This window comes from Cedecea sp. Ae19-4 (assembly GCF_059801165.1).
The window spans coordinates 700,142-725,943 of record NZ_JBCHWG010000001.1 but is presented as its reverse complement, the minus strand read 5'-3'; the positions used below and the strand labels follow the sequence as shown (position 1 = coordinate 725,943).

The 25,802-nt window shown below is 55.1% G+C and carries 18 protein-coding genes; 10 read left to right on the top strand and 8 right to left on the bottom strand.

Annotated features, from left to right (window positions below; genetic code table 11):
- Positions 1-97: 97 nt before the first annotated feature.
- Positions 98-1,108: a quinone-dependent dihydroorotate dehydrogenase gene (pyrD, locus tag AAIE02_RS03330; protein ID WP_213715925.1), complete on the bottom strand. Its 1,011-nt coding sequence runs from the start codon at positions 1,106-1,108 to the stop codon at positions 98-100.
- A gap of 247 nt (positions 1,109-1,355) precedes the next feature.
- Here pyrD and ssuE point away from each other — a divergent pair, with 247 nt between their 5' ends.
- From ssuE to ssuB, 5 genes are read left to right on the top strand one after another with little or no spacing between them, the layout of a single operon-like run.
- On the top strand, positions 1,356-1,931 hold the full coding sequence (gene ssuE, locus AAIE02_RS03325) for an NADPH-dependent FMN reductase (RefSeq protein ID WP_008461226.1): 576 nt from the start codon (positions 1,356-1,358) through the stop codon (positions 1,929-1,931).
- Positions 1,924-2,901, top strand: coding sequence for an aliphatic sulfonate ABC transporter substrate-binding protein (locus AAIE02_RS03320; RefSeq protein WP_166995524.1), 978 nt, complete (start codon positions 1,924-1,926; stop codon positions 2,899-2,901). The genes ssuE and AAIE02_RS03320 overlap by 8 nt, the downstream gene beginning before the upstream one ends.
- On the top strand, positions 2,898-4,043 hold the full coding sequence (gene ssuD, locus AAIE02_RS03315) for an FMNH2-dependent alkanesulfonate monooxygenase (protein WP_336983269.1): 1,146 nt from the start codon (positions 2,898-2,900) through the stop codon (positions 4,041-4,043). Before AAIE02_RS03320 ends, ssuD begins: the two co-directional genes overlap by 4 nt.
- Before the next feature lie 9 nt (positions 4,044-4,052).
- On the top strand, positions 4,053-4,844 hold the full coding sequence (gene ssuC, locus AAIE02_RS03310; RefSeq protein WP_166995520.1) for an aliphatic sulfonate ABC transporter permease SsuC: 792 nt from the start codon (positions 4,053-4,055) through the stop codon (positions 4,842-4,844).
- A complete protein-coding gene (ssuB, locus tag AAIE02_RS03305; RefSeq protein ID WP_498531962.1) occupies positions 4,841-5,611 on the top strand; it encodes an aliphatic sulfonates ABC transporter ATP-binding protein in 771 nt (256 codons plus the stop codon). The genes ssuC and ssuB overlap by 4 nt, the downstream gene beginning before the upstream one ends.
- A 37-nt stretch (positions 5,612-5,648) precedes the next feature.
- Here the strand turns inward: ssuB and pepN are convergent, their stop codons facing one another.
- The gene (gene pepN, locus AAIE02_RS03300) at positions 5,649-8,261 is read right to left on the bottom strand and encodes an aminopeptidase N (protein ID WP_336708478.1); all 2,613 of its coding nucleotides are present in this window, start codon (positions 8,259-8,261) and stop codon (positions 5,649-5,651) included.
- A gap of 213 nt (positions 8,262-8,474) precedes the next feature.
- Here pepN and AAIE02_RS03295 point away from each other — a divergent pair, with 213 nt between their 5' ends.
- The 5 genes from AAIE02_RS03295 to AAIE02_RS03275 all read left to right on the top strand — a co-directional run bounded on the left by AAIE02_RS03295 (position 8,475) and on the right by AAIE02_RS03275 (position 15,830).
- A complete protein-coding gene (locus AAIE02_RS03295; protein WP_498531961.1) occupies positions 8,475-9,719 on the top strand; it encodes a hypothetical protein in 1,245 nt (414 codons plus the stop codon).
- A 263-nt stretch (positions 9,720-9,982) separates the two neighbouring features.
- Positions 9,983-11,185: a nicotinate phosphoribosyltransferase gene (pncB, locus tag AAIE02_RS03290; RefSeq protein WP_166875399.1), complete on the top strand. Its 1,203-nt coding sequence runs from the start codon at positions 9,983-9,985 to the stop codon at positions 11,183-11,185.
- Positions 11,186-11,362: 177 nt separating this feature from the next.
- A complete protein-coding gene (gene asnS, locus AAIE02_RS03285; protein ID WP_008461212.1) occupies positions 11,363-12,763 on the top strand; it encodes an asparagine--tRNA ligase in 1,401 nt (466 codons plus the stop codon).
- Positions 12,764-13,359: 596 nt separating this feature from the next.
- Entirely contained in the window at positions 13,360-14,454 is a 1,095-nt protein-coding gene (gene ompF / locus AAIE02_RS03280; protein ID WP_336983271.1) for a porin OmpF, read from the top strand.
- A gap of 185 nt (positions 14,455-14,639) precedes the next feature.
- Positions 14,640-15,830, top strand: coding sequence for an amino acid aminotransferase (locus AAIE02_RS03275; RefSeq protein WP_336708483.1), 1,191 nt, complete (start codon positions 14,640-14,642; stop codon positions 15,828-15,830).
- 57 nt (positions 15,831-15,887) lie between these two features.
- Here the strand turns inward: AAIE02_RS03275 and AAIE02_RS03270 are convergent, their stop codons facing one another.
- The 6 genes from AAIE02_RS03270 to mukF all read right to left on the bottom strand — a co-directional run bounded on the left by AAIE02_RS03270 (position 15,888) and on the right by mukF (position 25,802).
- Positions 15,888-16,535, bottom strand: coding sequence for an MBL fold metallo-hydrolase (locus AAIE02_RS03270; RefSeq protein ID WP_008461206.1), 648 nt, complete (start codon positions 16,533-16,535; stop codon positions 15,888-15,890).
- A gap of 39 nt (positions 16,536-16,574) precedes the next feature.
- Positions 16,575-17,123 carry a peptidoglycan L,D-endopeptidase MepK gene (gene mepK, locus AAIE02_RS03265; RefSeq protein ID WP_008461203.1) on the bottom strand — a complete coding sequence of 183 codons (549 nt, stop codon included), beginning with the start codon at positions 17,121-17,123 and terminating at the stop codon, positions 16,575-16,577.
- 184 nt (positions 17,124-17,307) lie between these two features.
- Entirely contained in the window at positions 17,308-19,146 is a 1,839-nt protein-coding gene (gene ldtD / locus AAIE02_RS03260) for a L,D-transpeptidase (RefSeq protein WP_498531960.1), read from the bottom strand.
- Between the two features lie 182 nt (positions 19,147-19,328).
- Positions 19,329-23,786 carry a chromosome partition protein MukB gene (gene mukB, locus AAIE02_RS03255; protein WP_008461199.1) on the bottom strand — a complete coding sequence of 1,486 codons (4,458 nt, stop codon included), beginning with the start codon at positions 23,784-23,786 and terminating at the stop codon, positions 19,329-19,331.
- Positions 23,783-24,499 (bottom strand): chromosome partition protein MukE, encoded by a 717-nt coding sequence (gene mukE / locus AAIE02_RS03250; protein ID WP_008461197.1) that lies wholly within the window; start codon positions 24,497-24,499, stop codon positions 23,783-23,785. Before mukE ends, mukB begins: the two co-directional genes overlap by 4 nt.
- The gene (mukF, locus tag AAIE02_RS03245; protein ID WP_008461196.1) at positions 24,480-25,802 is read right to left on the bottom strand and encodes a chromosome partition protein MukF; all 1,323 of its coding nucleotides are present in this window, start codon (positions 25,800-25,802) and stop codon (positions 24,480-24,482) included. Before mukF ends, mukE begins: the two co-directional genes overlap by 20 nt.

Genomic DNA, 25,802 nt, shown 5'->3' with positions numbered 1-25,802 from the left:
TAATAAAAGACCAATATGTTTAAATAAGCAACAGTAGCGGAATATAAAACAACCAGGACCGAAAATAAAGCCCTGGTTGTCTGTAAAAGGTAAATGATCAGAGATGGGTAACGATTTCTTTAATCAGCGGTGGGCCTTTAAAAATGAAGCCTGAGTATATTTGAACCAACGAAGCGCCAGCCGCCATCTTCTCGCGAGCGGCAACCACGGAATCAATCCCTCCTACGCCAATAATCGGCAGGCGGCCATTTAATTCCTGAGACAGGCGGCGAATAATTTCCGTGCTTTTTAATTGTACAGGACGCCCGCTTAAGCCCCCGGTTTCATCGCAGTGTTTCATGCCCTGAACAAGGCTGCGGTCTAAAGTAGTATTGGTTGCAATGACCCCGTCAATATTATGGCGAACTAAACTGTCTGCCACCTGGATCAATTCTTCTTCAGAAAGATCCGGCGCGATCTTCACCGCCACGGGAACATATTTATGGTGGATCTCTTGCAGCGCTTGTTGCTTATTTTTAATGGCGCTTAAAAGATCGTCCAACGCTTCACCATATTGCAAAGTACGCAGCCCTGGCGTATTCGGTGATGAGATATTGATCGCAATATAGCCAGCATATGGATAAATTTTATCCATGCAGATCAGATAATCGTCTTTCCCCTGTTCAACGGGGGTATCTTTGTTCTTGCCGATATTAATCCCGAGCACGCCGTCGAAATGCGCTTTTTTTACGTTTTCGACCAGGTTATCCACCCCGAGATTATTAAACCCCATTCGGTTAATCAGCCCTTCGGCTTCCACCAAACGGAAGATACGTGGCTTGTCGTTCCCCGGCTGCGGACGCGGCGTCACGGTGCCAATCTCAATGGAGCCAAAGCCCATCGCACCGAAGGCATCGATACATTCCCCGTTTTTATCCAGGCCCGCGGCTAAGCCGAGCGGATTCTTGAACGTTAACCCCATGCAGGTCACAGGTTTTGACGGCACGTTCTGACGCACCAGCCACTCAAGCGGCGTTCCGGTGACAAAGCGTAATTGCTGAAAAGTTAACTCATGAGCGCGCTCTGGATCGAGCTGAAAAAGGGCTTTACGAACGAAGGGGTAGTACATGAACTCTCCTGGATTCCCGGTGTGCAGACCGGGGCGTTATTATTCACGATCCGGGGGATGATTGGAATTGACCTGTCGCAAAAAAGCCTGAATAGAGGCAACCGTTTTCTTTCCCGGCGCGCAATATGCGCTTTTTCGCAAATCTATCCCGGAAAAATCACTTAGCCACGGAAATCATCTCTGCGAGTATCACGCTAATTGTTATCAATGTTAGATAAAAGCAAACAATTAGTTATAAGGAGTCGTGATGCGTGTGATTACCCTGGCCGGAAGCCCTCGCTACCCGTCCCGTTCCAGCTCGCTGCTGGAGTATGCGCGGGAGAAGCTGAGCGCCCTTGATGTTGAAGTTTATCACTGGCACTTACAGAACTTCGCGCCTGAAGACTTGCTCTATGCAAGGTTCGACAGCCCGGCGCTGCTGGCGCTCACCGAACAACTCAGCACTGCCGACGGCCTGATTATCGCCACCCCGGTTTACAAAGCCTCATTTTCAGGCGCGCTAAAAACGCTGCTCGATTTGCTCCCCGAACGCGCCTTAGAGAAGAAGGTTGTTCTGCCTCTCGCTACCGGCGGTACCGTAGCGCATATGCTCGCCGTGGACTATGCCCTTAAACCGGTGCTGAATGCGCTCAAAGCACAGGAGATCCTGCACGGCGTTTTCGCCGACGACGGCCAGATAGCCGATTACCAGCACAAACCTCAGTTCACGCCTAACCTACAAAAACGTCTGGACGAAGCGCTGGAAACCTTCTGGCAGGCGCTCCACCGCCGTGACTTTGCGGTACCTTCGCCGTTTAACGCCCGAGGGGTGAGCCATGTTTAATTTGCTTAAACGCCGCTCTCCGTGGCTCGCTTTTGCCGGCCTGCTTGCTTTTTCAACCTATAGCAACGCCTCGGACAGCGGCCCGGAACAGCTGCGCATTGGTTACCAAAAAGGCTCCGTCAGTATGGTGTTAGCCAAAAGCCACCAGCTCCTGGAGAAGCAATACCCGAATACCAAAGTCTCGTGGATTGAGTTTCCCGCCGGGCCACAAATGCTGGAGGCACTGAACGTCGGCAGCATCGATTTGGGCAGCACGGGCGATATCCCGCCTATTTTCGCGCAGGCCGCCGGAGCGGATCTGCTGTATGTAGGTGCCGAGCCGCCCAAACCGAAAGCAGAGGTGATTCTGGTCCCCGAAAATAGCCCCCTGAAAACCGTGGCGGATTTAAAAGGCCATAAGATTGCCTTCCAGAAAGGCTCCAGCTCACACAACCTGGTGCTGCGCGCGTTGCAGCAAGCCGGACTGAAGTTTTCCGATATTCAACCCGCTTACCTGACCCCCGCCGATGCCCGCGCGGCCTTTCAGCAAGGGAACGTCGATGCCTGGGCTATCTGGGATCCGTACTATTCGGCAGCGCTGTTAAACGGCGGTGTTCGCGTCTTAACGGACGGCAGCGAGCTGAATCAAACCGGGTCGTTCTATTTAGCTTCCCGTCCTTATGCAGAAGCGAACGGCCCGTTTCTTCAACAGGTACTGAAAACCTTTAGCGATGCCGACGCGCTCACCCGCACGCAGCGGGCAGCAAGCGTAGCGCTTCTCGCTAAAACGATGGGCCTGCCTGAAGCCGTCATTGCCACTTACTTTGACCATCGCCCTCCTTCAGAAATTACGCCGGTCAACGAAGCGACTGCCGCCAAACAGCAAAATACCGCCGACCTGTTTTATGAAAATCGCCTTGTTCCAAAGAAAGTCGATATCCGAACCCGCATCTGGCAACCCGCCGGCAAGACACAAGGAGCTAAGTCATGAGTCTGAATCTGTTCTGGTTCTTACCTACCCACGGGGATGGGCACTATCTTGGCAGCGACACGGGCGCACGTCCGGTCGACTATGGCTACCTGCAGCAAATAGCTCAGGCTGCAGACCGCATCGGCTTCACCGGCGTGCTGATCCCGACCGGGCGTTCCTGCGAGGATGCCTGGCTGGTGGCGGCCTCAATGATCCCGGTCACTCAACGGCTTAAGTTCCTGGTCGCACTGCGCCCGAGCGTTGTCTCCCCTACTCTTGCCGCTCGCCAGGCCGCCACGCTGGATCGCCTTTCCAACGGGCGAGCATTGTTTAACCTGGTGACCGGGGGCGACGCTGAAGAACTGGCTGCGGAAGGCGTTTTTCTAAACCATGAAGAGCGCTATGAGGCCTCCGCAGAGTTTACGCATATCTGGCGGCGCGTCCTCGAAGGCGAAACCGTCGACTATGACGGCAAACACATCCAGGTCAAAGGCGCGAAGCTGCTTTATCCCCCGGTACAGCAACCTCGCCCACCGCTTTATTTTGGCGGATCGTCCGATGCCGCTCAGGATCTTGCGGCCGAGCAGGTTGACCTTTACCTGACCTGGGGCGAACCTCCACATTTGGTAAAAGAAAAGATCGAGCAAGTTCGGGCGAAAGCTGAAGCGCGGGGGCGGCAAGTTCGCTTTGGTATTCGCCTGCACGTTATTGTGCGCGAAACCAACGAAGAAGCGTGGCAGGCGGCAAACCGGCTTATTTCTCACCTCGATGACATCACCATCGCCAAGGCACAGGCCGCTTTTGCCCGCAGCGACTCCGTCGGGCAACAGCGCATGGCCGCCCTGCACGGCGGTAAGCGAGACAAGCTGGAGATCAGCCCTAATCTTTGGGCCGGTGTCGGTCTGGTTCGCGGTGGGGCTGGCACCGCGCTGGTGGGCGATGGGCCAACGGTCGCGGCCCGCATAAACGAGTACGCCAACCTGGGCATCGACAGCTTTATTCTTTCCGGCTATCCGCATCTGGAAGAAGCCTACCGCGCGGGCGAACTGCTGTTCCCTCACCTTGACGTGGCGATCCCAGAAATTCCTCAGCCGCGACAGGTTCAGGAAAAAGGAGAAGTTATCGCCAACGATTTTATCCCGCGTAAAGTGGCGCAGAGCTAGGGAGGCACCATGCAAGCGTCCGTGCACAGAGTCTTGCTGCGCCTGGCCCCCTGGGCGCTGCCGGTGGCGATTGTGCTTCTCTGGCAATTAGCTTCGTCTGCAGGCTGGCTTTCCACCCGTATTTTGCCCTCTCCCGAGGGCGTCGTGCTGGCTTTCTGGAGCCTCTCAGCCAGCGGTGAACTCTGGCAGCATCTGGCTATCAGCTCCTGGCGTGCCGTGATTGGTTTCAGCATCGGCGGATCGCTGGGCCTGATCTTAGGTCTGATTAGCGGCCTGTCGCGATGGGGCGAACGCCTGCTGGACAGCTCTATTCAGATGCTGCGCAACGTTCCACATCTGGCGCTGATCCCGCTGGTGATCCTGTGGTTTGGTATCGATGAGACGGCCAAGATCTTTCTGGTGGCGCTCGGGACGCTGTTTCCTATTTACATCAATACCTGGCACGGCATCCGCAATATCGATCGTGGCCTGCTGGAAATGGCGCGCAGCTACGGCCTTTCCGGGTTTAGCCTGTTCGTGCACGTCATTCTGCCGGGTGCGTTGCCGTCCATTATGGTCGGCGTACGTTTTGCCTTAGGCCTGATGTGGCTGACGCTTATTGTCGCCGAAACGATCTCGGCAAATTCAGGGATTGGCTATCTGGCGATGAATGCCAGGGAGTTCCTGCAAACCGACGTGGTGGTGGTGGCCATCGTGCTGTATGCGCTGCTGGGCAAACTCGCCGATGTCAGCGCCCGCCTGCTGGAACGCGTCTGGTTACGCTGGCATCCGGCTTATCAATTAAAGGAGGAGACGGTATGACAACTGCTCGTCTGAACCAGGGCACGCCGCTGTGGCTCAACGGCGTCAGCAAACGCTACGGCGATAAAAGCATTCTCAATCAGCTTGAGCTGCGTATCCCCGCCGGGCAGTTCGTGGCGGTGGTCGGCCGCAGCGGCGGCGGCAAAAGTACCCTACTGCGCCTGCTTACCGGGCTGGAAACACCCAATCACGGCGCGCTATTCGCAGGCAGTGCACCGCTGCGGGACAGCCAGGATGATACGCGGCTGATGTTTCAGGACGACAGGCTGCTGCCGTGGAAAACGGTGATAGATAACGTCGGGCTCGGGCTGAAAAATAACTGGCGAGACGCAGCTCTTCAGGCGCTCACCGCCGTTGGGCTTGAAAATCGGGCCAATGAGTGGCCAGCGGCACTTTCCGGCGGGCAAAAGCAACGCGTGGCGTTGGCAAGGGCGCTCATCCATCGCCCGCGCCTGCTGTTGCTCGACGAACCGCTGGGCGCGCTGGATGCCCTGACGCGTATTGATATGCAGGAGCTGATTGTTTCTTTGTGGCAGGAACATGGCTTTACCGTGCTTTTGGTCACCCATGATGTCAGCGAAGCCGTCGCCATGGCCGACCGCGTGTTGCTTATAGAAGAGGGGAAAATTGGCATGGACCTGACGGTTGATTTACCGCGTCCGCGCCGCCTGGGATCGGTGAAGCTAGCGGAGCTGGAGGCTGAAGTGCTTGCCAGAGTGATGAAACGAGGTTCTGAGGAGCCGGCGCGCCAGGTGCGCACCGGCTGATTTAATACCCTATCCCTGAAAGGGCCAGGGGCAAAGATTACGCCAGCGCTTTGGCAATCTTCTCGAACAGATCCCCGGACAGGTTTTCCAACCCTTTCAACTGCTCCAGCGCGGCACGCATCTTAGCCTGACGTTCGGCGTCATAACGCTTCAGGCGAATCAGCGGCTCTACCAGACGAGAGGCAATTTGCGGGTTGCGGCTGTTGAGCTCGGTCAGCATCTCGACCATAAACTGGTAGCCGCTGCCGTCTTTGGCGTGGAACGCGGCCGGGTTGGCTGAAGCAAACGCGCCAATCAGAGAACGTACGCGGTTCGGGTTGCCCAGGCTGAAAGAACGGTGGTTCAGCAGCTCGCGAACCTTCGCCAGCGTGTTGCTGCCCGGGCTGGTCGCCTGCAGCACAAACCACTTATCCATGACCAGGCCATCTTTGTGCCATTTCTCATCGTACTCAGCCAGCAGCGCTTCACGGCATGGCAGCTGCGCGGCCACCGCGGCGGACAGTGCGGCAATAGAATCGGTCATATTGTCCGCCTGCTGATACTGCTCGCGTACCAGTTGCTCAGCAAGTTCAACGTCACCAAACGCCAGATAGCGCAGGCAAGTGTTGCGCAGCGCGCGCTTGCCGATATCACCGTGATCCACGCGATAGCTGTCGAGCTTATTGGCGTTATAGATAGCCAGGAACTCGTCGGCCAGCTCTGCTGCGAGGGTGCGGGTCAGCGCCCCGTGAACTTCAGCAATGGCGATAGGATCGATGGTCTGGAACAGCTCGGCAATTTCATTCTGCGAAGGCAGCGTCAGGATCTCCGCGGCGAGCGCCGGATCGATCTTCTCATCCAGCAGAATGGCGCGGAATGCGTCAGCCACGTGCAGCGGCAGAGAAAGCGGCTGCCCTTGCTGGCTGCGGTTCACGTTGATCTTGATGTAGTTTGCCAGCAGGCTTTGCGCCGCATCCCAACGGGAGAAGTCGTTCCGCGCGTGGCGCATCAGGAACGTCAGCTGCTGGTCGCTCCATTTGTACTCGAGCTTCACCGGCGCAGAGAATTCGCGCAGCAAAGACGGCACCGGCTGGAAGTAGACATTGTCGAAAACAAAGGTCTGTTCGGCCTGGGTCACGTTCAGCACGTGGTGCACCGGGTGACCGTCCTTCTGCAGCGGAATGACCTTCCCTTCGTTATCGTAAAGCTCGATATCAAACGGGATATGCAGCGGGTGTTTTTCCTGCTGTTCAGCGGTCGGCGGCGTCATCTGGCTGATAGTCAGCGTGTAGTGCTCAGTTTCCGGGTTGTAGTCGTCACGCACGGTGACAACCGGCGTCCCGGCCTGGCTGTACCAGCGGCGGAAATGAGACAGGTCAACGTTGGACGCATCTTCCATCGCCTGCACGAAGTCATCGCAGGTCGCCGCGCTGCCGTCATGGCGTTCAAAGTAAAGCTGCATGCCCTTCTGGAAGTTTTCTTCGCCCAGCAGCGTGTGCAGCATACGAATCACTTCTGAGCCCTTCTCATACACCGTCAGGGTATAGAAGTTATTCATTTCGATAACTTTGTCCGGGCGGATCGGGTGCGCCATCGGGCTGGCGTCTTCGGCGAACTGCATCGCGCGCATGGTACGCACGTTCTGAATACGGTTAACTGCGCGAGACCCCAGGTCGGAGCTGAACTCCTGGTCACGGAAGACGGTTAACCCCTCTTTCAGGCTCAGCTGGAACCAGTCGCGGCAGGTGACGCGGTTACCGGTCCAGTTGTGGAAATACTCGTGGCCGATGACGCGTTCAATGTCGAGATAGTCTTTGTCAGTCGCAGTTTCGGCGCGGGCCAGGACATACTTCGAGTTGAAGATATTCAGCCCTTTGTTTTCCATCGCCCCCATATTGAAGAAGTCGACGGCGACGATCATATAGATGTCGAGGTCATACTCCAGGCCAAAACGGGTTTCATCCCACTTCATAGACGCCTTCAGCGAGGTCATCGCCCAGTCAGCGCGATCCAGATTCCCGCGGTCAACAAACAGCTCCAGCGCAACGTTACGGCCGGAACGGGTTTTGAAGCTGTCGCGCAGGACGTCAAAATCACCCGCCACCAGCGCAAACAGGTAGCAAGGTTTTGGGAACGGATCCTGCCACTGCACCCAGTGACGGCCATTTTCCAGCTCGCCTTCGGCAATGCGGTTGCCGTTAGCCAGCAGATACGGATATTTGTTTTTGTCGGCGATGACTTTGGTCGTGAAGCGCGCCAGGACGTCCGGGCGGTCCAGGTACCAGGTGATGTGGTGGAAGCCTTCAGCTTCACATTGGGTACATAACGCTTCCCCGGATTGATACAGCCCTTCAAGCGCGGTGTTGGTTGCCGGGCTAATTTCGTTCACAATCGTCAGCGTGAAGGCGTCAGGAACCTGCTCCAGAATGAGCGCGCCATCTTCCTGGCGATAGTGCGGCCAGGCGCTACCGTTTACGGCAATGGAAACCAGCGTGAGGTCTTCACCATCAAGATGCAGCGGAGCGCCCGCTTCGCCCTGACGGACAATTTTGCTGACTGCGGTGACCTGAGTTTTTGCGGCATCAAGGTCAAAGGTCAAATCGATATCGGTTATCGTATAATCCGCCGCGCGATAGTCGTGGCGATATTTGGCTTGTGGCTGTTGTGTCATAAAAAACCTTATACATCGTCCGTAAGATAACGAACTTCAGTCTATTCCTGTTGCCGGAATGTTGCTACGCAGAATCTTCATCTTTGGCGGCCGATAGCCCAAATTTTTTACCGCTTTATGCGGTATTACGCTTCTCTCCTGCACCTTCCGGCACGGAACTCTTCCTTTTCCTACGCCACTCAATGCAGCCCCTTCCTCCTGAGAGAACTTAATATGCGTATTCCTCCTTCCGGCCCTATGGCTTTTCATCAGGCCGTTGCCCAAAACGATATTGCTACCATCCAGAAGCTAAGGCAGCAGGGTTATAAACCCGTCGCTCTGGACCAGCACGGAAACTCACCGCTGGATGCGCTGGCTAACCGCCGTGATATTGACGGCGCTACGCGGGCGCGGCTTTACCACAGCCTTTTGGCTTCGCTGAATCCCAGTGCGCCGTCGGGCTATATCAAGCCGGAAGCTTTTCATGGCTCTCCCTGGGGCTTTGAAATATTGCGCAGCGGCGCGCTGAAAGGCGGCGTGAACGATCCTAAAGGCGGTTCACAGTCGCTGGAGGGAAAAGTGTTTTTCTCAGATCGAACTCGGGAGTCGAGCAACAAATTTGAAACGCGTGAGAATCTTCGCCAGAAACCGCGCGTGTACGCCAAAGGACTGGGCATCAAGCCCACCACGGTGGAGACGCGCTCGAACCTGTACGTGCTGAGCAAAGCCATCAATCATGCTTCTTCTGCCAGCCATTTCCCGGCCTCAACGCTGACGCTAAAAAGCAGCAATAATCTGGAAGAGGCGGTGTATGACAGCCTGGTGCGTCTTTTGTCGAATAACGGCTATCGCCTAAAAAAGGAAACGCCGGAGCAAATCCTGCAGCAAACCGGCGTCCCGGCGCATATCAAATTCGTGGATAACAGCCACCCACCTTCCGGGGAACAAACGCGGAAACTGATCGGTAACGCCTTTAAGCGCATTGAAAATGAAATGATCGGCGGAAAATTACCGTTCCTGAATCTGCTCAACGATGGGCAAACCCTGCCGCTGGTGTTTGGCTTCAGTAAGGTGAACAACCTGAAAACCCATACCATCCATAATTCGTTGAGCAACACCGCCTCGATGTTTAACTACCAGGCTGAAAACCATCCCCTGAGCGGGACAGCTAACGGCGGCAAGCTCAAAGAAATTGAAGTGAAATCCCTGGCCGATCTTGCCACGCTGACGCTTGCCTGTAGGGTACAAAACGTCGCGTTACCGAAAGACGCGCTGATTCGTATCAACCCAACCCCGAATGAAAAAAAACAGCACGGGCTGAAGGCGCTGTATCTGGATGCATCCGCACTCGCCAGATTCAGTCACGCGCTGCTGGGGTCGGGCACAACGAATATGGGCAGGATGACGCTCGAGCAACTTCAATCGCTGAATCACACCCTGCGTGAAAAAGCGGAGAACGGCAGTCTTCGCATTCGTTAGCTGCCAGTCAACATCGGCGGCCATTCGCCGCCGGTGATTTCAACGAGAAAAGGATGTCGCACGTTTTGTTTAGTACTCTAAACACCATTTAATTCAATGCATTGAACTGTATTATGGCGTTAATCACGCCATAACCCCCTCCAGAGGCTGCCCCCCTATTGTTGTGATCCTGCTTCAATAAACAGATAATCAGGGTATACTCCCGCGTCTTAATTTGCCCGGACTGATGGAAACGCTCCTGTGAGAGGATGCTGAAACGCGCCATGACACGACACGCTTCCCCGATTTTGCAAACGCTTCTGGATACTGACGCCTATAAGCTTCATATGCAGCAAGCGGTTTATCACCGCTATTACGACGTAAATGTCGCAGCGGAATTCCGCTGCCGCGGCGACGACCTGCTGGGCATTCATGCCGAGGCTATTCGTGAGCAGGTCGCGGCTATGCAGCACCTGCGCCTCAGCGACGAAGAATTTCACTGGCTGAAAAGCCTGCCCTTTTTCAAAGCCGATTACCTCGACTGGCTGCGTGACTTCCGCTATGACCCTGCTCAGGTTCAGGTGACCAATAATCATGGTCACCTGGATATCCGCCTAAGTGGCCCCTGGCGGGAAGTCATCATGTGGGAAGTTCCCCTGCTGGCGGTAATCAGTGAAGTCGTTCACCAGCATCGCGCCCCCGGCGTGACGCCAAAAATGGCGCTGGATCACCTGGAAACTAAGCTGCAGGAATTTAACACGCTGACCGCCGGGCTGGATCTTTCCCATTTCCGCCTGATGGACTTCGGCACCCGCCGCCGTTTCTCTCGGGAAGTGCAGCAGGCGATTGTCGAGCGCCTCAAGCAGGAGCCGTGGTTTATCGGCACCAGCAACTACGATCTGGCCCGCCGGCTTGATCTTACGCCGATGGGCACCCAGGCCCACGAGTGGTTCCAGGCGCATCAGCAGATAAGCCCGGACCTGGCTAACAGCCAACGTGCAGCGCTGCAGGCGTGGCTGGACGAATATCCCGACCAGCTAGGAATAGCCCTGACTGACTGCATCACCATGGATGCCTTCCTGCGTGATTTCGGCAAGGAGTTTGCCACGCGCTACCAGGGACTACGCCATGACTCCGGTGACCCGGTTGAGTGGGGAGAAAAAGCCATTGCCCACTACCAGAAGCTGGGTATCGATCCGTTAAGCAAAGTGTTGGTATTTTCCGATAACCTGGATTTAAACAAAGCCGTGGAGCTTTACCGCCGCTTCTCATCCCGGGTTAACCTCAGCTTCGGTATCGGCACACGCCTGACCTGCGACATTCCGCAGGTTAAGCCGCTGAACATCGTGATTAAGCTCGTGGAGTGCAACGGTAAGCCGGTGGCTAAGCTTTCGGATAGCCCGGGAAAAACCATCTGCCACGACAAAGCCTTTGTTCGGGCACTGCGCAAAGCCTTTGACCTTCCGCTGGTTAAAAAAGCCAGCTGATTCAGCGATAATCGGTGAATAGCCGCTTCGCTATTCACCGCCCTTCTCTCATTCCTTTATTTCTTCATCAGTAACGCTAATTCTGCTTGTCTGATGGCGCGCGACAGGTAACATAGATAACCCCCATCTGTGGGTTACTATTTTTTTTGTCATTGACCATTTAATAGAGAGAAAACTATGAGCGTTGTGCCTGTAGCCGACGTACTCCAGGGCCGTGCCGCCGTTGACAGCGAAGTCACCGTGCGCGGGTGGGTACGTACTCGAAGAGATTCAAAAGCTGGTATCTCCTTCCTCGCCGTCTACGACGGTTCCTGCTTTGATCCTGTACAGGCCGTCATTAATAATTCTCTGCCCAATTACAATGAAGACGTGCTGCGCCTGACCACCGGCTGCTCCGTGATTGTGACCGGCAAGGTGGTCGAGTCTCAGGGCCAGGGCCAGGCATTCGAACTTCAGGCTACCAAAGTTGAAGTGACCGGCTGGGTTGACGATCCGGATACTTACCCGATGGCGGCCAAACGCCACAGCATCGAATACCTCCGCGAAGTTGCTCACCTGCGTCCGCGTACCAACATGATTGGTGCCGTGGCTCGCGTTCGTCACACGCTGGCTCAGGCGCTGCATCGCTTCTTCCATGAAAACGGTTATTTCTGGGTCTCTACTCCGCTGATCACCGCTTCGGACACCGAAGGCGCCGGTGAGATGTTCCGCGTTTCAACGCTGGATCTGGAAAACCTGCCTCGCACCGCAGAAGGCAAAGTCGATTTTGATAAAGACTTCTTCGGGAAAGAAGCCTTCCTGACCGTTTCCGGCCAGCTGAACGGCGAAACCTACGCGAGCGCGCTGTCCAAGGTTTATACCTTCGGGCCAACCTTCCGTGCAGAAAACTCCAACACCAGCCGCCACCTGGCGGAATTCTGGATGCTGGAACCGGAAGTCGCCTTTGCCGATCTGGACGACGTTGCCGGTCTGGCCGAAGCGATGCTCAAGTACGTCTTTAAGGCTGTTCTGGAAGAACGCATGGATGACATGAAGTTCTTTGCCGAGCGCGTGGACAAAGAGGCCATTGAGCGTCTCGAACGTTTCATCTCCGCAGACTTCGCGCAGGTGAACTACACCGATGCGGTCGACATCTTGCTGAACTGTGGGCATAAGTTCGAAAACCCGGTTTACTGGGGCGTCGATCTCTCCTCCGAGCACGAGCGTTACCTGGCCGAGCAGCACTTCAAGGCACCGGTGGTGGTGAAAAACTACCCGAAAGACATCAAAGCTTTCTATATGCGCCTTAACGAAGACGGTAAGACCGTTGCCGCGATGGACGTCCTGGCGCCAGGCATCGGTGAAATCATCGGTGGTTCCCAGCGTGAAGAACGTCTGGATGTGCTGGATGCGCGCATGGCTGAAATGGGTCTGAATAAAGAAGATTACTGGTGGTACCGCGACCTACGCCGCTACGGCACCGTGCCGCATTCCGGTTTCGGCCTGGGCTTTGAGCGTCTGATCGCCTATGTTACCGGCGTTCAGAACGTGCGCGACGTGATTCCGTTCCCACGTACCCCACGTAACGCCAGCTTCTAAGCCAACAAAACCAAAGGCCAGCTTTTCGCTGGCCTTTTTTACATTTGAGAATAAAAGGTCTATTTTCTTCAACGCTCATTAAGCAAACGTCAATTTCAACCTCCATTCCCGACTGCCCGGTTACCAACTGTTTCTATCTCACACTCTTTAACAAAAATTGCGCTTAAGTTTGCTCGCATTTCAAATCGGTGCTGGGCATAGCACAATCGTTCACTTTTCACACAGACATCTGGACATCCAAAAACAAGTCAAAAAATGAACAATTGTGAGCATGAAATACCCATTCACTGAGCTTATGCGGATTAAACATAAGTAATTCATATATATATGTTAACAAGCGAAGCATTTTTGTTGCGCTAAGAATGAAATTTGAAATGGTTCACAAAGTTCCCTAAAATTAATATTTAGTTACACATATTTTCTTTTTGAAACTCAATGTGCGCATTTGTAGCACTTTCAGGCTAGCGAAACGGTTTCATGGATGGAAAGATGCCTGACAGATACAGAAAGACACCAAACTATCATCAATAGTTCCGTAAAGAATTATTGACGGCAGTGGCAGGTGTCCATAAAAACCACAATGAGGGTAATAAATAATGATGAAGCGCAATATTCTGGCAGTGGTTATCCCTGCTCTGCTGGTAGCCGGTGCAGCTAACGCTGCAGAAATCTATAACAAAGACGGCAACAAAGTTGACCTGTACGGCAAAGCTGTAGGTCTGCACTATTTCGGTAAAACCGACGGCCCAAATGGCACCGGTGACCAGACTTACGCTCGTCTGGGCTTCAAAGGCGAAACCCAGATCAACAGCCAGCTGACCGGTTACGGCCAGTGGGAATATCAATTCAGCGGCAGCAACTCTGAGGGCGGTTCTGACTCTCAGGCTGGTAATAAAACCCGTCTGGCCTTCGCAGGTCTGAAATTCGGTGACGCAGGCTCCTTCGACTACGGTCGTAACTACGGCCTGGTTTACGACGCAATCGGCGTGACCGACATGCTGCCAGAGTTCGGTGGCGATACTGGCGCAAGCGACAACTTCTTCTCCGGTCGTAACGGTGGCCTGGCCACTTACCGTAACCACAGCTTCTTCGGCCTGGTTGACGGTCTGGACTTCGGCGTTCAGTACCTGGGTAAAAACGATCGTGGAAACAACAGCACTGACGATGTCATCCGTTCAAACGGTGACGGCTGGGCGACCTCCGCGAGCTACACCGCTGATGGTTTCGGTGTTGTCGGCGCATACGGCGCGGCTAACCGTCTGGCAACGCAGAACAACCTGAAATACGGCAACGGCAACGGTAAAGCTGAGCAGTGGGCAACCGGCCTGAAATATGACGCGAACAACATCTACCTGGCCGCGCTGTACGGTGAAACCCACAACGCAACTCGTCTGAAAATCAACGGCACAAAAGGCTACCTGAACAAAACTCAGGACTTCTCCGTTGTAGCACAGTACCAGTTCGATTTCGGTCTGCGTCCATCCATCGCTTACTACAAATCTAAAGCGAAAGATGTTGAAGGTATCGGCAGCGAAGACTACATCAACTACATTGATATCGGCGCAACCTACTACTTCAACAAAAACATGTCTACCTACGTTGACTACCAGATTAACCAGCTGGACAAAAACAACAAGCTGGGCCTGAGCGACGACGACACCGTTGCGGTTGGTATCGTTTACCAGTTCTAATTTCAGCCATTTGTTTGTCTGAAATGTTTAAAAACAGGGCTTCGGCCCTGTTTTTTTATGGCAAAAAAGTAGAATAAACCCGATGTTATCGCTAACCGTCTCTTTTTGTCGCAAACGGTTGGCAATTCGTAAAACTGCAGTTAACCTGAAAGCGATTTCCCCCGATATCACTAATGGAACCCGTCATGTTTGAGAACATTACCGCTGCCCCTGCCGATCCTATTCTTGGTCTGGCTGACCTGTTTCGCGCCGACGACCGTCCAACCAAAATTAACCTCGGCATCGGGGTCTATAAGGACGAAACCGGTAAAACCCCTGTCCTGACCAGCGTGAAGAAAGCTGAACTTTATCTGCTGGAAAATGAGACCACCAAAAACTATCTGGGCATTGATGGTATTCCAGAGTTTGGCCGCTGCACGCAAGAGCTGCTGTTCGGTAAAAACAACGCGCTTATTGCCGACAAACGCGCCCGTACGGCGCAAACCCCAGGCGGGACCGGTGCGCTGCGCGTTGCCGCTGATTTCCTGGCGAAAAACACCTCAGCAAAACGCGTCTGGGTGAGTAACCCAAGCTGGCCTAACCACAAAAGCGTGTTTAACGCCGCTGGCCTGGAAGTGAAAGAGTACGCCTACTATGATGCGGAAAATCACAGCCTGGACTTTGATGGCCTGGTGGCCAGCCTGCAGGCGGCGGAAGCCGGCGACGTGGTGCTGTTCCACGGCTGCTGCCATAACCCAACCGGGATCGATCCTACCGCCGAACAGTGGAAAACGCTGGCGGAGATGTCGCTGGCCAAAGGCTGGCTGCCGCTGTTTGACTTTGCTTACCAGGGCTTTGCTCGTGGTCTGGAAGAAGATGCCGAAGGCCTGCGTCTTTTCGCAGCCGGCCACAAAGAACTGCTGGTGGCCAGCTCCTACTCCAAGAACTTCGGTTTGTATAACGAACGCGTGGGTGCATTCACACTGGTTGCCGCCGATGCCGACACCGCTGACCGTTCATTCAGCCAGGTGAAATCGGTTATTCGTGCCAACTACTCCAACCCACCGGCACACGGTGCCTCCGTTGTGGCGACTATTCTGAGCAACGACGCGCTGCGTACCATGTGGGAACAAGAGTTGACCGATATGCGTCAGCGCATTCACCGCATGCGTCAGCTGTTTGTGAATACCCTGCAGGAGAAAGGCGCCAACCGCGACTTCAGCTTCATCATTAACCAGAACGGGATGTTCTCGTTCAGCGGCCTGACCAAAGAACAGGTTCTCCGCCTGCGTGAAGAGTTTGGCGTTTACGCCGTCGCATCTGGCCGCGTTAACGTGGCGGGCATGACGCCGGATAACATGGCGCCGCTGTGCGAAGCCATCGTTGCCGTGCTGTAATCACCACGCATAGCAAAAGAGCCGCATAAGCGGCTCTTTGTTTATTGGAAACCAGTTTTACCAGACCGGCTGCTCATCCTGCAAAAACGGATTATGCAGGCGTTCATAGCCCAGCGTAGACATTGGGCCGTGGCCGGGAATAAAGGTCACATCATCCCCCAGCGGCAGCAGCTTACGTTTGATCGAATCAATCAACGCCGCATGGTCACCACGCGGGAAATCGCTGCGCCCCACTCCGCCTTTAAAGATAACATCGCCCGAAACCAGTAAACGAGAGGCCGCATCGAAGAAAACGATATGACCAGGCGTATGCCCCGGACAATGCAACACCTGTAAAGTTACATTCCCTACGGAAACACATTCCCCTTCGTTTAACCAGCGGTCCGGCGTCAAAGGCTGACACTCGTCGAGGCCAAACATCCGGCTTTGCTGCGGCAGTCCCTGCAGCCAGAACTCATCTTCTTTTTCCGGCCCCACAACGGGCACGCCGTAATGTGCCGCCAGCTCAGCCGCCGCGCCGACGTGATCGAGATGACCATGCGTCAACAGAATTTGGCTAATCTGCACGCCTTTTTGCGCCACTTCTTGCTTAATGCGCGCCGCATCGCCGCCGGGATCCACCAGCGCCGCCTGCTGCGTTTCCTCGCACCAAATAAGAGAACAGTTCTGGGCAAAAGCCGTGACCGGAATAATGTGATAGTTCATGCTGCTCCATTACCGACAACAAAGCCGGATTCCGTTGTTTTACCAGTGCCTTACCGGCCCGGTATCAATATGCACAAAGTCGCTGCTGGGGTAGTATCCTACACCACCTGCCCGCATAGATAATGCTGCTTTGCGAATATTGCTTAACGAAACGCCTTCAATATGGAAATCCATCGCCTGGCCTTTAGTGTGGTAGCTTTTTTTCGCCACACCGCGGCTGTGAGCACGGAGTTCATTATTGGTGTCGATGGAACGGTAGCCGGAAACCAGCTGGACCGGTTTGTTAGTCCCCAAAAGCCCCTGCAGGCGATAGAGTTGGTCGAACAGGGAAGGATCGATGGATTTAATCTTGTTCGCCCGGTAGTCCCGGAAGAAATGATTAAGTCTTGCTAATTCATCCTGAATATAGCCTCTGCCATCAAAAAACTCAGCTTTCAGTGACTCTCCAGTATGCAGGTTATTGAGAGTCAAAATACGCGGGCGTGGTGTCGAGAGGGTGGCAAACGACGGCAAAGGCATGAGAGCGGCACCGAAAGCCACGCCCCCCAAAGCCAGTAGCTTGCGGCGATTAGCGTCAAATTTGTCCATGATATCCAGGTCTACAGGTAATAAAATGATGGTTTAATATGCACTTTTGCGCACAGCCATCGCACCATAGCTGCCCGAATCCGGGGAGTCAAGGCACGATAAAACCCAGCAACGGCGGGCCCTGCAGAGGGCCCGGCTGCGTTTTACATTTTCTACGACCACTAATTCATTAGAAATGTTGCGTTTAGCGGATTAATAACCCGGCTTTTGCGAGGTTTTGTGCGCCAGATCGCGCGGTGAGATCATAATTGTAAATATCTGTACGAAATTCGGTGCGGCCATCTTTTCCGACAAAAGCGGTCAGATAGTACAGATTAACCGGAGTGTTATGACGGATATTGACGTATTTAGTGTTCCCTTCCTGCAAGGTACTGGATATACGGGAATCATTCCATCCGGCATCCTGCAACAGCATATTTGCCAGCTCAGACGCCTTGTTGACGCGTACACAGCCTGAACTCAGCGCCCTTGCATCCTTCTGGAAGAGGTTATGATTGGGCGTGTCGTGCAGGTAGATGGCGTCAGAACTCGGCATATTGAACTTGTAGCGCCCAAGCGAGTTCTGCGTGCCGGGCTTCTGCTGGAAGCGGAACGGCAGATTATTCTCGGTGATCGTCGACCAGTCTACGCGCCACGGATCGATCATCTCCGCATTGTTGCTCCAGCCGCGAATCACGCTATAGCCGTGCTGTTCCAGGTAACCCGGATTCTGGCGAACCTTTGGCAAAATATCTTTTCGCGCCAGCGTTGGCGGCACGTTCCACGGTGGGTTAACCACAACGTTGTTCAGCGCGCTGCTCATCATCGGGGTTTTACGATCCGGACGCCCAACGATAACGCGAGAAGCCAGGGCTTCATTGCCGTTGAGGTAATACACCAGCGAATAGTTAGGAATGTTCACCATAATGCCGGTTTCAAGTTTGTCCGGCAGCAGGCGTAAACGTTGAATATTCAATGCTACCAGGGCTGCACGCTGCTGAGGCGTGACGTTAAGCCAGTCGCGCGTCAGTTGGCCAATCGCACCGTCCGAGCCTAACCCTTGCCATTGCTGGAAGCGTTTCACGCCATCGACCAGATCTCGGCTATAAACGCCGCGGGCGGCAACCTGAGATTTTTTCTTGCCAGCCTGAGGAGACGCGTCCTCGACGTTAATCGCGGACGGGCTTACGGTGACATCAGCCACGCTGGTCACCCCCGATGGCTTGTCCTGAAGCATGCCGGTTCGGGCAAGAATTTCTCTCAGCGCCCCCACATCGTTGCTCCACTGCCCTGGTCTTAAGGTCTCTTTGCCGGCCATCTGCGGCCACGGACGGGTATCAGCCAACAGATGAATCAGCGACTGATGCAGCTGGGCATACTGCGGATGCTGAGGCGCAAGGCTGTCGATAAAGTTCACCAGAGAACCCTGATCAACGGCGACCTGCCACTGGTTAATCACCGACAGGGGCGGCGTTTTTAACTTGTAAGGCGTGCTGCTATAAAGCCAGCGATTGCCGTCAATCGGGATGCCCGAAACGAACTGCAGGTAACCCATCATGGCGTCGGAAAGCACCACATCGCGTGCCATACCGGTCACTGCGGGATCGGTCAACAGCTCAACCCACTGGTTAAACTGCGGCTGTATTCCGGCAATGGCCACTTCCGCCAGCTGTTGCTGAAAGGCTTTAACCGCATCGCGGTTTTCCCACATCGGCTTCATGTCACGCGCAGCATAGAAGGCCGACAGGGCGTTGAGATAAACCGGCGTGTAGCCCGCAGGCAGGCCCGCAATAAGCTGCGACCGGCTTTGTGCCGCCGACATCGTGGAGGTGTTTGTTGGCAAAGTTCCGGCCATCGTGGCCGTCGCCGTAGACTGCGCCAAAGGCTGATTGAGTTCCGTGGGCCGATCGGTCTGGAAAGCAGAACTGTCGGAGGGAACGACGGCAGGCTCGTCGGCCTTGGCCACAAACAGCGGAGCGAAACTGAGCGCCAGGCAGTAACCGACTGCCGATAATCGAAAATCTTTAGCTTTTCTAAGCAACATCCCTTGCCCCCTGTTTATTACTGTGCTCACCGTCAAAGGCGGGAAGTATTCACCACTAGTATATAAACAGTAAAAACCATTTGCCTGACAAAATGTAAAGAAAATTAAAGATTAAGACTGTTCGCGACAAAGAAAAAGCGGGCCTTAGCCCGCTTGATAATATCGCATCCAGTAGCGCTGGTTTACGAGGCGTCCGCCGTTTCCGAACCCTGCTGCGGCTCTGGCAGCGCCGGAGCCGCAAAGCCACGCAGGCCAACAACGTGAACGTGCTCGCTGTTCTGGAAGACCTTACGCACCAGCTTATAGGTGGTGCCTTTTTCCGGGCTGATGTTTTCTGGAGCCGCAATAATTAATTGCATTTCCAGACGTTCACACAGCTCAAACAGCGTGGCGATGGACTTGGCATCCAGTCGCGCCGCTTCGTCAAGGAACAGCAGGCGGCAAGGGGAAATGTCTTTCCCACGCAGGCGCTGCGACTCATCTTCCCAGCTCTGAACAACCATCACCAGGATAGACATCCCGGTCCCGATTGCTTCCCCGGTGGACAACGCCCCGCTCTCTGCACGCAGCCAGCCGTCTGAACCACGGTTTACCTCAACTTCCATTTCCAGGTAGTTACGGTAATCCAGCAGCTCTTCGCCGATGGTCTGCGGCGTGCGCTGGCCCATGTCGATCTGCGGGTTAAGGCGCTGATAAAGCTTCGCCAGCGCTTCGGAGAAGGTCAGGCGATTGCTGTTGAACAGATCCTGATGCTGCTCATGCTGCTCGGAAAGTACGTTCAGCAGCGTTGCGTGAGCCTCGCGCACGTTGACGTTCAGACGAACGCTCTTCACCTGGCCGAAGGAGACGCTTTGCAGGCCCTGGTTGAGCATGCGAATACGGTTCTGCTCGCGCTGGATCGTCTTGCGAATGATGTTCGCCACGCTGCGGGAGCTGATCGCCAGTTTCTGCTCGCGTGAAGTCAGCTCTTCCGTCAGGCGACTCAGTTCGATTTCCATCTGTTCGATGGCTTCAACCGGATCGTCGGTACGAATGATGTCCTGGCGAATACGCTCGCGCAGATGCTGATAAACCGCGACGAAGAACTGGATCTTACGTTCAGGGCGCTTAGGATCTTCCGACAGACGAAGTACGTCACGCAGATGTTCGTTGTCGGCCACCGCCAGGCGCAGTGCACCCAACGCCTTATCCGACATGGAGCGCAGATCGTCCCCGGAGAGATAAGCCAGCTCACGACGATGCAGGCGGCGCTCAACGCCGTTGTCTTTCACCATACGCATGACCGCGCACCAGCCTGCTTTCGCCGTCACAACCTGCTCGCGCATTTCAAAGTAACTACGCTCCAGCTGCTTCAGCTTGCGGGTCAGGTTGTTCATCTCCGCTTCGCAGTAAGTCAGCTGCTTCTCAAGCTGATTACGGCGCGAGCGGTTGTTGCTGAGCGCGGTATGCAGCTCATCGCGGCGCGCACGTGCTCTTTCCTCAGCCCCGGTATCTGCACGAACGCCGATATCCTGCAGCTCTTTATGCAGATCCGTCAGCAGTTCTTTTTTGGTATCAAACGAACTTTTCAGCGACGCCAGAAGCTGGTTGTACTGACCCAGCTGCTGGGCATGCTGGCGCAGCGCTTCACGGGAACGCGTCCGCTCCACTTCAGCCTGTTCCAGACGCTGGCGCAGCTTCTCATTCAGGTCGCTGTTGCCGTCCAGCATAGCGGCAGAATCGCTGTAGCTGAAGTGGGCGCGACGCTGCACGACTTCGGTCAGCGCAAACGCGCGCTGACGTGCATCACGCTGTATTTGCTGCGCGTGAGCGTAGTCGTCTTTAAGCTGCTCGAACTGTTCAGGGTCGCTCTGCAGCACGCTGGCAACGCCTTCCAGTTTGATTAACTGGTTGCCGTGCTGGTGAATAAAACGAGCGGATTCTTCGGCTTCATCCAGGCGCTCCTGGATTTCATCGCAGCGATCGGCCAGCGTTTCGTCATTCAGCAGGCTAATGCGCGGCAACAGGCGGTTAAGCTGGGCCACGCCCTCTTTTGCCTGCTCAAACTGCTGGCGCTGCTGCTGATTGTCATTTTCGTGGTTGTTGATCGCCCGCTCAATCTCGCCGCGACGGCTGTTGAGGTGGCGAATTTCCGCCTCAGGATCGTCTTCAAACGCCACGCCCAGATGCTGGCCGATAAAGCGGCTAAACGACTGGTGCAGGCGCTGGTTTTTCTGCACATCGAAAGAAAGCGTGGCGAAGCGCTCGGCCAGTGACTCACGTTCGTTATGCAGCGCTTCAAGGCGGTTTTCACGCGCGGCACGGCCAAACAGCGGCAGCTCCGGCAGACGCGAATAGCGCCACTGGCGTTCAGCGGTTTTGACGAGTACCGCCGTACCCATCTCTTCAACGGTAAACACGCTGTCATCGAACGAAGACGGGTCCCCTTCAATCAGGTACAGGTCTTCCGGGCAATCTTCCAGATTTTCCAGCTGTTCGCGTACTAAAGAAAGATCGGGCACCACGATGGCGTGACGGGATGGACCATACAGCGCGGAGAAGTACGGTGCATCTTCGAGACCGATATCGTCATAAATTTCAGACAGCAGCACGCCGCCAAAACGTTCGGCCAGCGCGTTGAGGCGCGGGTCTTCGGCACCGCCAGGCTGGCTGAGGCGTTCAATTTCGTCATCTACGGCACGTTTACGCGCCCCGACTTCGTCACGCTCAACGGTGGATTCGCGCTCGCGCTCCAGCAGTTGCTGCATGTACTCAGTCACCTGCTGGCTGGCTTCGAACTGCTCGCCGCTTTGCTCGCACAGCTGAGTCAGGCTGGTTTGCGCCGCAATCCATCTTGGCGCGCGCAGGTTCAGCGTTTTGATGCTGGCCTGAATTTGTTCCAGTTCCTGACGCAGCGCCATGCGCTGCTCGCTTGCTTCGGCTACGGTTTGCTGCAGCGCGCCGATGCGCTCTTCCAGCTCCTCATGCAGCGCTTCAAGCTCTTCCGGATCGAACTGTTTGCCCTGGCGTTTACAGAAGTCAGCGAGCAAGCGCTCAGCTTCCTGCTGTTCTCGCAGGCGCTGTTCCAGCTCGTTGAGGCGCATACGCAGCGGCTGGACCTGTTCGGCCAGATGGCGCTGGTTGCTACTGTCGCGCAGTAATTCACGCGCGGTGTCCCAGGCTTCGCTGCGGCTCACCGGGCCACTGATCGCCGTTACCAGTTGGTAAGCATGTTCGAACTGGCTATGCGCCGCCTGAGCTACGCTCATTTTCTGTTCAAGAGACAGCAGCTTGTCGGTTGCCTCGATCTCTTTCGCTTTGAAAGTGTCCAGCCATTCATCTGCGCTGTCGGCGGTTAAATCCGGCAGATGGCAAAGCTCACGAGCACGCTCCAGCGCCTGAAGCGCCTGCTGATACTGAATCGCACGGGTCTGCTGCACATCCAGCGCCTGCTGATAATCGGCAAGCTGACTCTTCAGCTCATCCACTTCCAGCTCGGCGGCTTCGGCCCGGGCCTCGTTTTCTTCCTGCTGCTCGTGCGCTTCGGCAACGATCTCATTTTGCTCTTCAAGACGAATTTGCAGCTCGTCGAGGTCAGCTTCGTAGCGCTCGATCTTTTCCTGCTGGCGAATCGCCGTTTGCACCAGATTCAGGTGATCGCTTGCGGCCTGGTAATCCGTTTCCAGATCGCCTTCCGCACCGCTGTGTTCACCCAGCTCGCGCGCCATATCAACGTGCTTATATTGTTCGGCGGCCAGCTGCTGGCGGCTAATCAACAGTTCGCGACGAAATTCCAGCGCTTTATCCAGGTGGATACGTCGTTCGTTGGCGTGGCGCATGTAGTCTGCCGCCACATAGTCAGTCGCTTCCGAGATTAAGTGCTTAAACAAATCACGGTCGGACTGGGTGACGCGAATCGCTTCCAGCGTCATGCGGTTTTCACGCAGCGCCGCTTCCATGTCCTGGAAGGCTTTACGCACGCCGCCGTTTTCCGGCAGCAGGTAATCACGCAGGGAACGGGTGATCGCGCTGGAAATACCGCCGTACAGCGAGGCTTCAATCAGGCGATAGTATTTGCTACGGTCTGCGGCGCTGCGCAGGCGACGGGCAACAATGCCCAGATCGAACATCAGCGAGTGGTAGTCGGTAATGGAGTTGAACTGTTTGAACTGCACGCCTTCAATGGCTTCAACTTTATCCTTAAGCTCCTGCAGGCTGAGTACGCGAGCCTGACGTTCATTCAGCGTTTCAGTCAGTAACTGCGTCGGCTGAATCGAGGTTGGCAAGCCCTGAATTGCAAAGGGTTTAATATCGACTTTACGGTCGCGCCCGGCGACCTGCTGCAGACGAACCCCCACCACAACGCGCTGATGGCGCGAGTTGATGACGTCCAGCGTGGAGTAACACACGCCGGCTTTCAGCTTGCCGTGAAGACCTTTATCGCGAGAGCCTGAGGTGGCCCCCGCCTCCGTGGTGTTACGGAAGTGCAGCAAGGTTAAGTCCGGGATAAGCGCCGTGACGAAAGCCGCCATAGTGGTGGACTTACCCGCCCCGTTGCCCCCGGAAAGCGTGGTGACCAGCTCATCGAGATCGAAGGTACGCGCGAAGAAACCGTTCCAGTTAACCAGCGTCAGCGAGCGAAATTTTCCGCGTTCAATCATTCTTGTTCATCCTCCGCGTTATCCAGTCCTGGTTGTGGCTCATCGCTCTCATCATTGAGCTGCAGGCGACTTTCGACCGCCATGGCTTCGCCGTCGCGAATCATGCGCAGCTGAGCTTCGCGCGGGTCATCGCCGGTGCGCACATCGGCGCCGAAGCGGAAGACCGATTCGGTGATGCGGAATTTACTGCTGTCGTGGCCCATAAACCAGATCATGCCGAGACGGCGCAGGCGAGTCAGTGAAGCACGCACTTTCTCCTGCAGCTTTTGTCGGTCAAGGTCGGACCCGGTGGAGCGGTTGTTCACCAGCTTCAGCAGCTTGTTTTCATCCGCCAGCGTTAGCAGCTCGTCATAAAGCTCCTGCTGGGTGAAGATCCCTTCGTTGGCCAGGCGTTCCGGGCTGAGGTAGAGGTAGCACAGAATTTTGCCTACCATCATATCCAGCTCGGAGAGCACAGAACGAGGGATTAGCGTGGTGGAACGTGGACGCAGATAGAAAAATCCTTCTGGCGCACGGATGAGTTCCACGTTATAGCGCGCGTAAAACTCTTCCAGATATTCCTGGAAATCCATCAAGAAGGCGTGGTTGTCCAGCTCTTCGAGGCCAATATGACGCCCGGCGCGCAGCTGGCTGTCGAGCGCAGGAAAAAGAGGGTTAGCCAGCGCCTGTGCCAGTTTAACCGGCATCACTTGTTCAATATTTGTTGATGACATGCGCCTGTACCTTGGCTCCGTAATCGTTAATGGTTTGCCACTTAGCCGGCAATCCTGTGAAATCCGCTTCCGCTACGCCCAGACGCACCGCCTGGTCTACAACAATACGCGCCACGTCGAAGTGACGCGCGCGCGGGTATTGCACGAGGTAGTCACGTACCACAACGCCCAAATCAAGAGGAGCTTGTTGGGTTTTGTAGACCTGCAGCGCCGCTTCAATCAGCGCCGCCAGCTGTTCACGAATTTCGTTAAATTCTTCAAACTCGAGTTCACTTGGCAACTCGCCGGTGACCTCTTCATCCCGCAGTGCCATCTCTTCGTCACGCATATCCAGCAGGCGATCGGCGCTGGAGTAGGTCAGCGCCCATGGCGCATCGAAGTAGCTTTGCACCGACTGGCGCAGACGCTGAGCAAAGACGCGGTTTTTATCCATATCGATAGCGGTACGGATAAATTTATGCACGTGGCGGTCGTAGCCAATCCACAGGTCAATAGCCTGCTGGCCCCAGCTGATAATGCGGTCGAGTTTGCTTTGCAGGTCGAACACAAGGCGGTCTACAAAGTGAAGATCGTCGCGCCCCAGGGTTGAGTCCTGAACGCGCAACAGGTTGGCCTGCAGCTTATCCCCCGCGGCTTCGAGCGTATCCTGCAGTTCACGTAGCGTGCCGGATGTCTCTGACAACAGCAGTTCACAGCTTGAAATCGCCGCCCGCCAGTCTTTGTTCAGCAGTTGGGCAATGTCATCTTTTACCTGCTGCTGCTGCTCGTCCATAATGCGCTGGGTAAGATCGATACTGTCGAAAATCTCCGCTACGGAATATTTGAGCGGCGCATAAACATTGCGGTGCCAGTGAAATTCATCGCCATCTTCATCGGCCGCATCAGCGGCGCGCTTAAGCTCGCCCGCAACGATAGAAAGCTGCATAGACAGACGCAGCGTGGAAAACTCACGCTGGCGAATGTAGTAGTCAGTGATGCCAATCCCCAGAGGCGTCAGGCGATAAATGGCATTGCCTTCGGTTAGCTCGCTGACAAAACGATTGAGCAAACGCTGACGGACCATATCGTTGATGGCGTTGTTCGCGCGCACGCTGATGGTTTCGCTCGTTTGTTCAAAACCATCGCTGACGTGACGAAACGCATCAATCAGCTCTCCCTCGCTCAGCTCGCCATCAAGGCGCTCGCCGTTTAAGGTGGCCACGGCCAGCAAAAACGTCAGGCGCTCCGTCGGTAGCGAGATCGAAAAATCATTTTTCCTGGCCCAGGCAACCAGTTCAGGCACTGTCTGGGAAAAATCACTCAT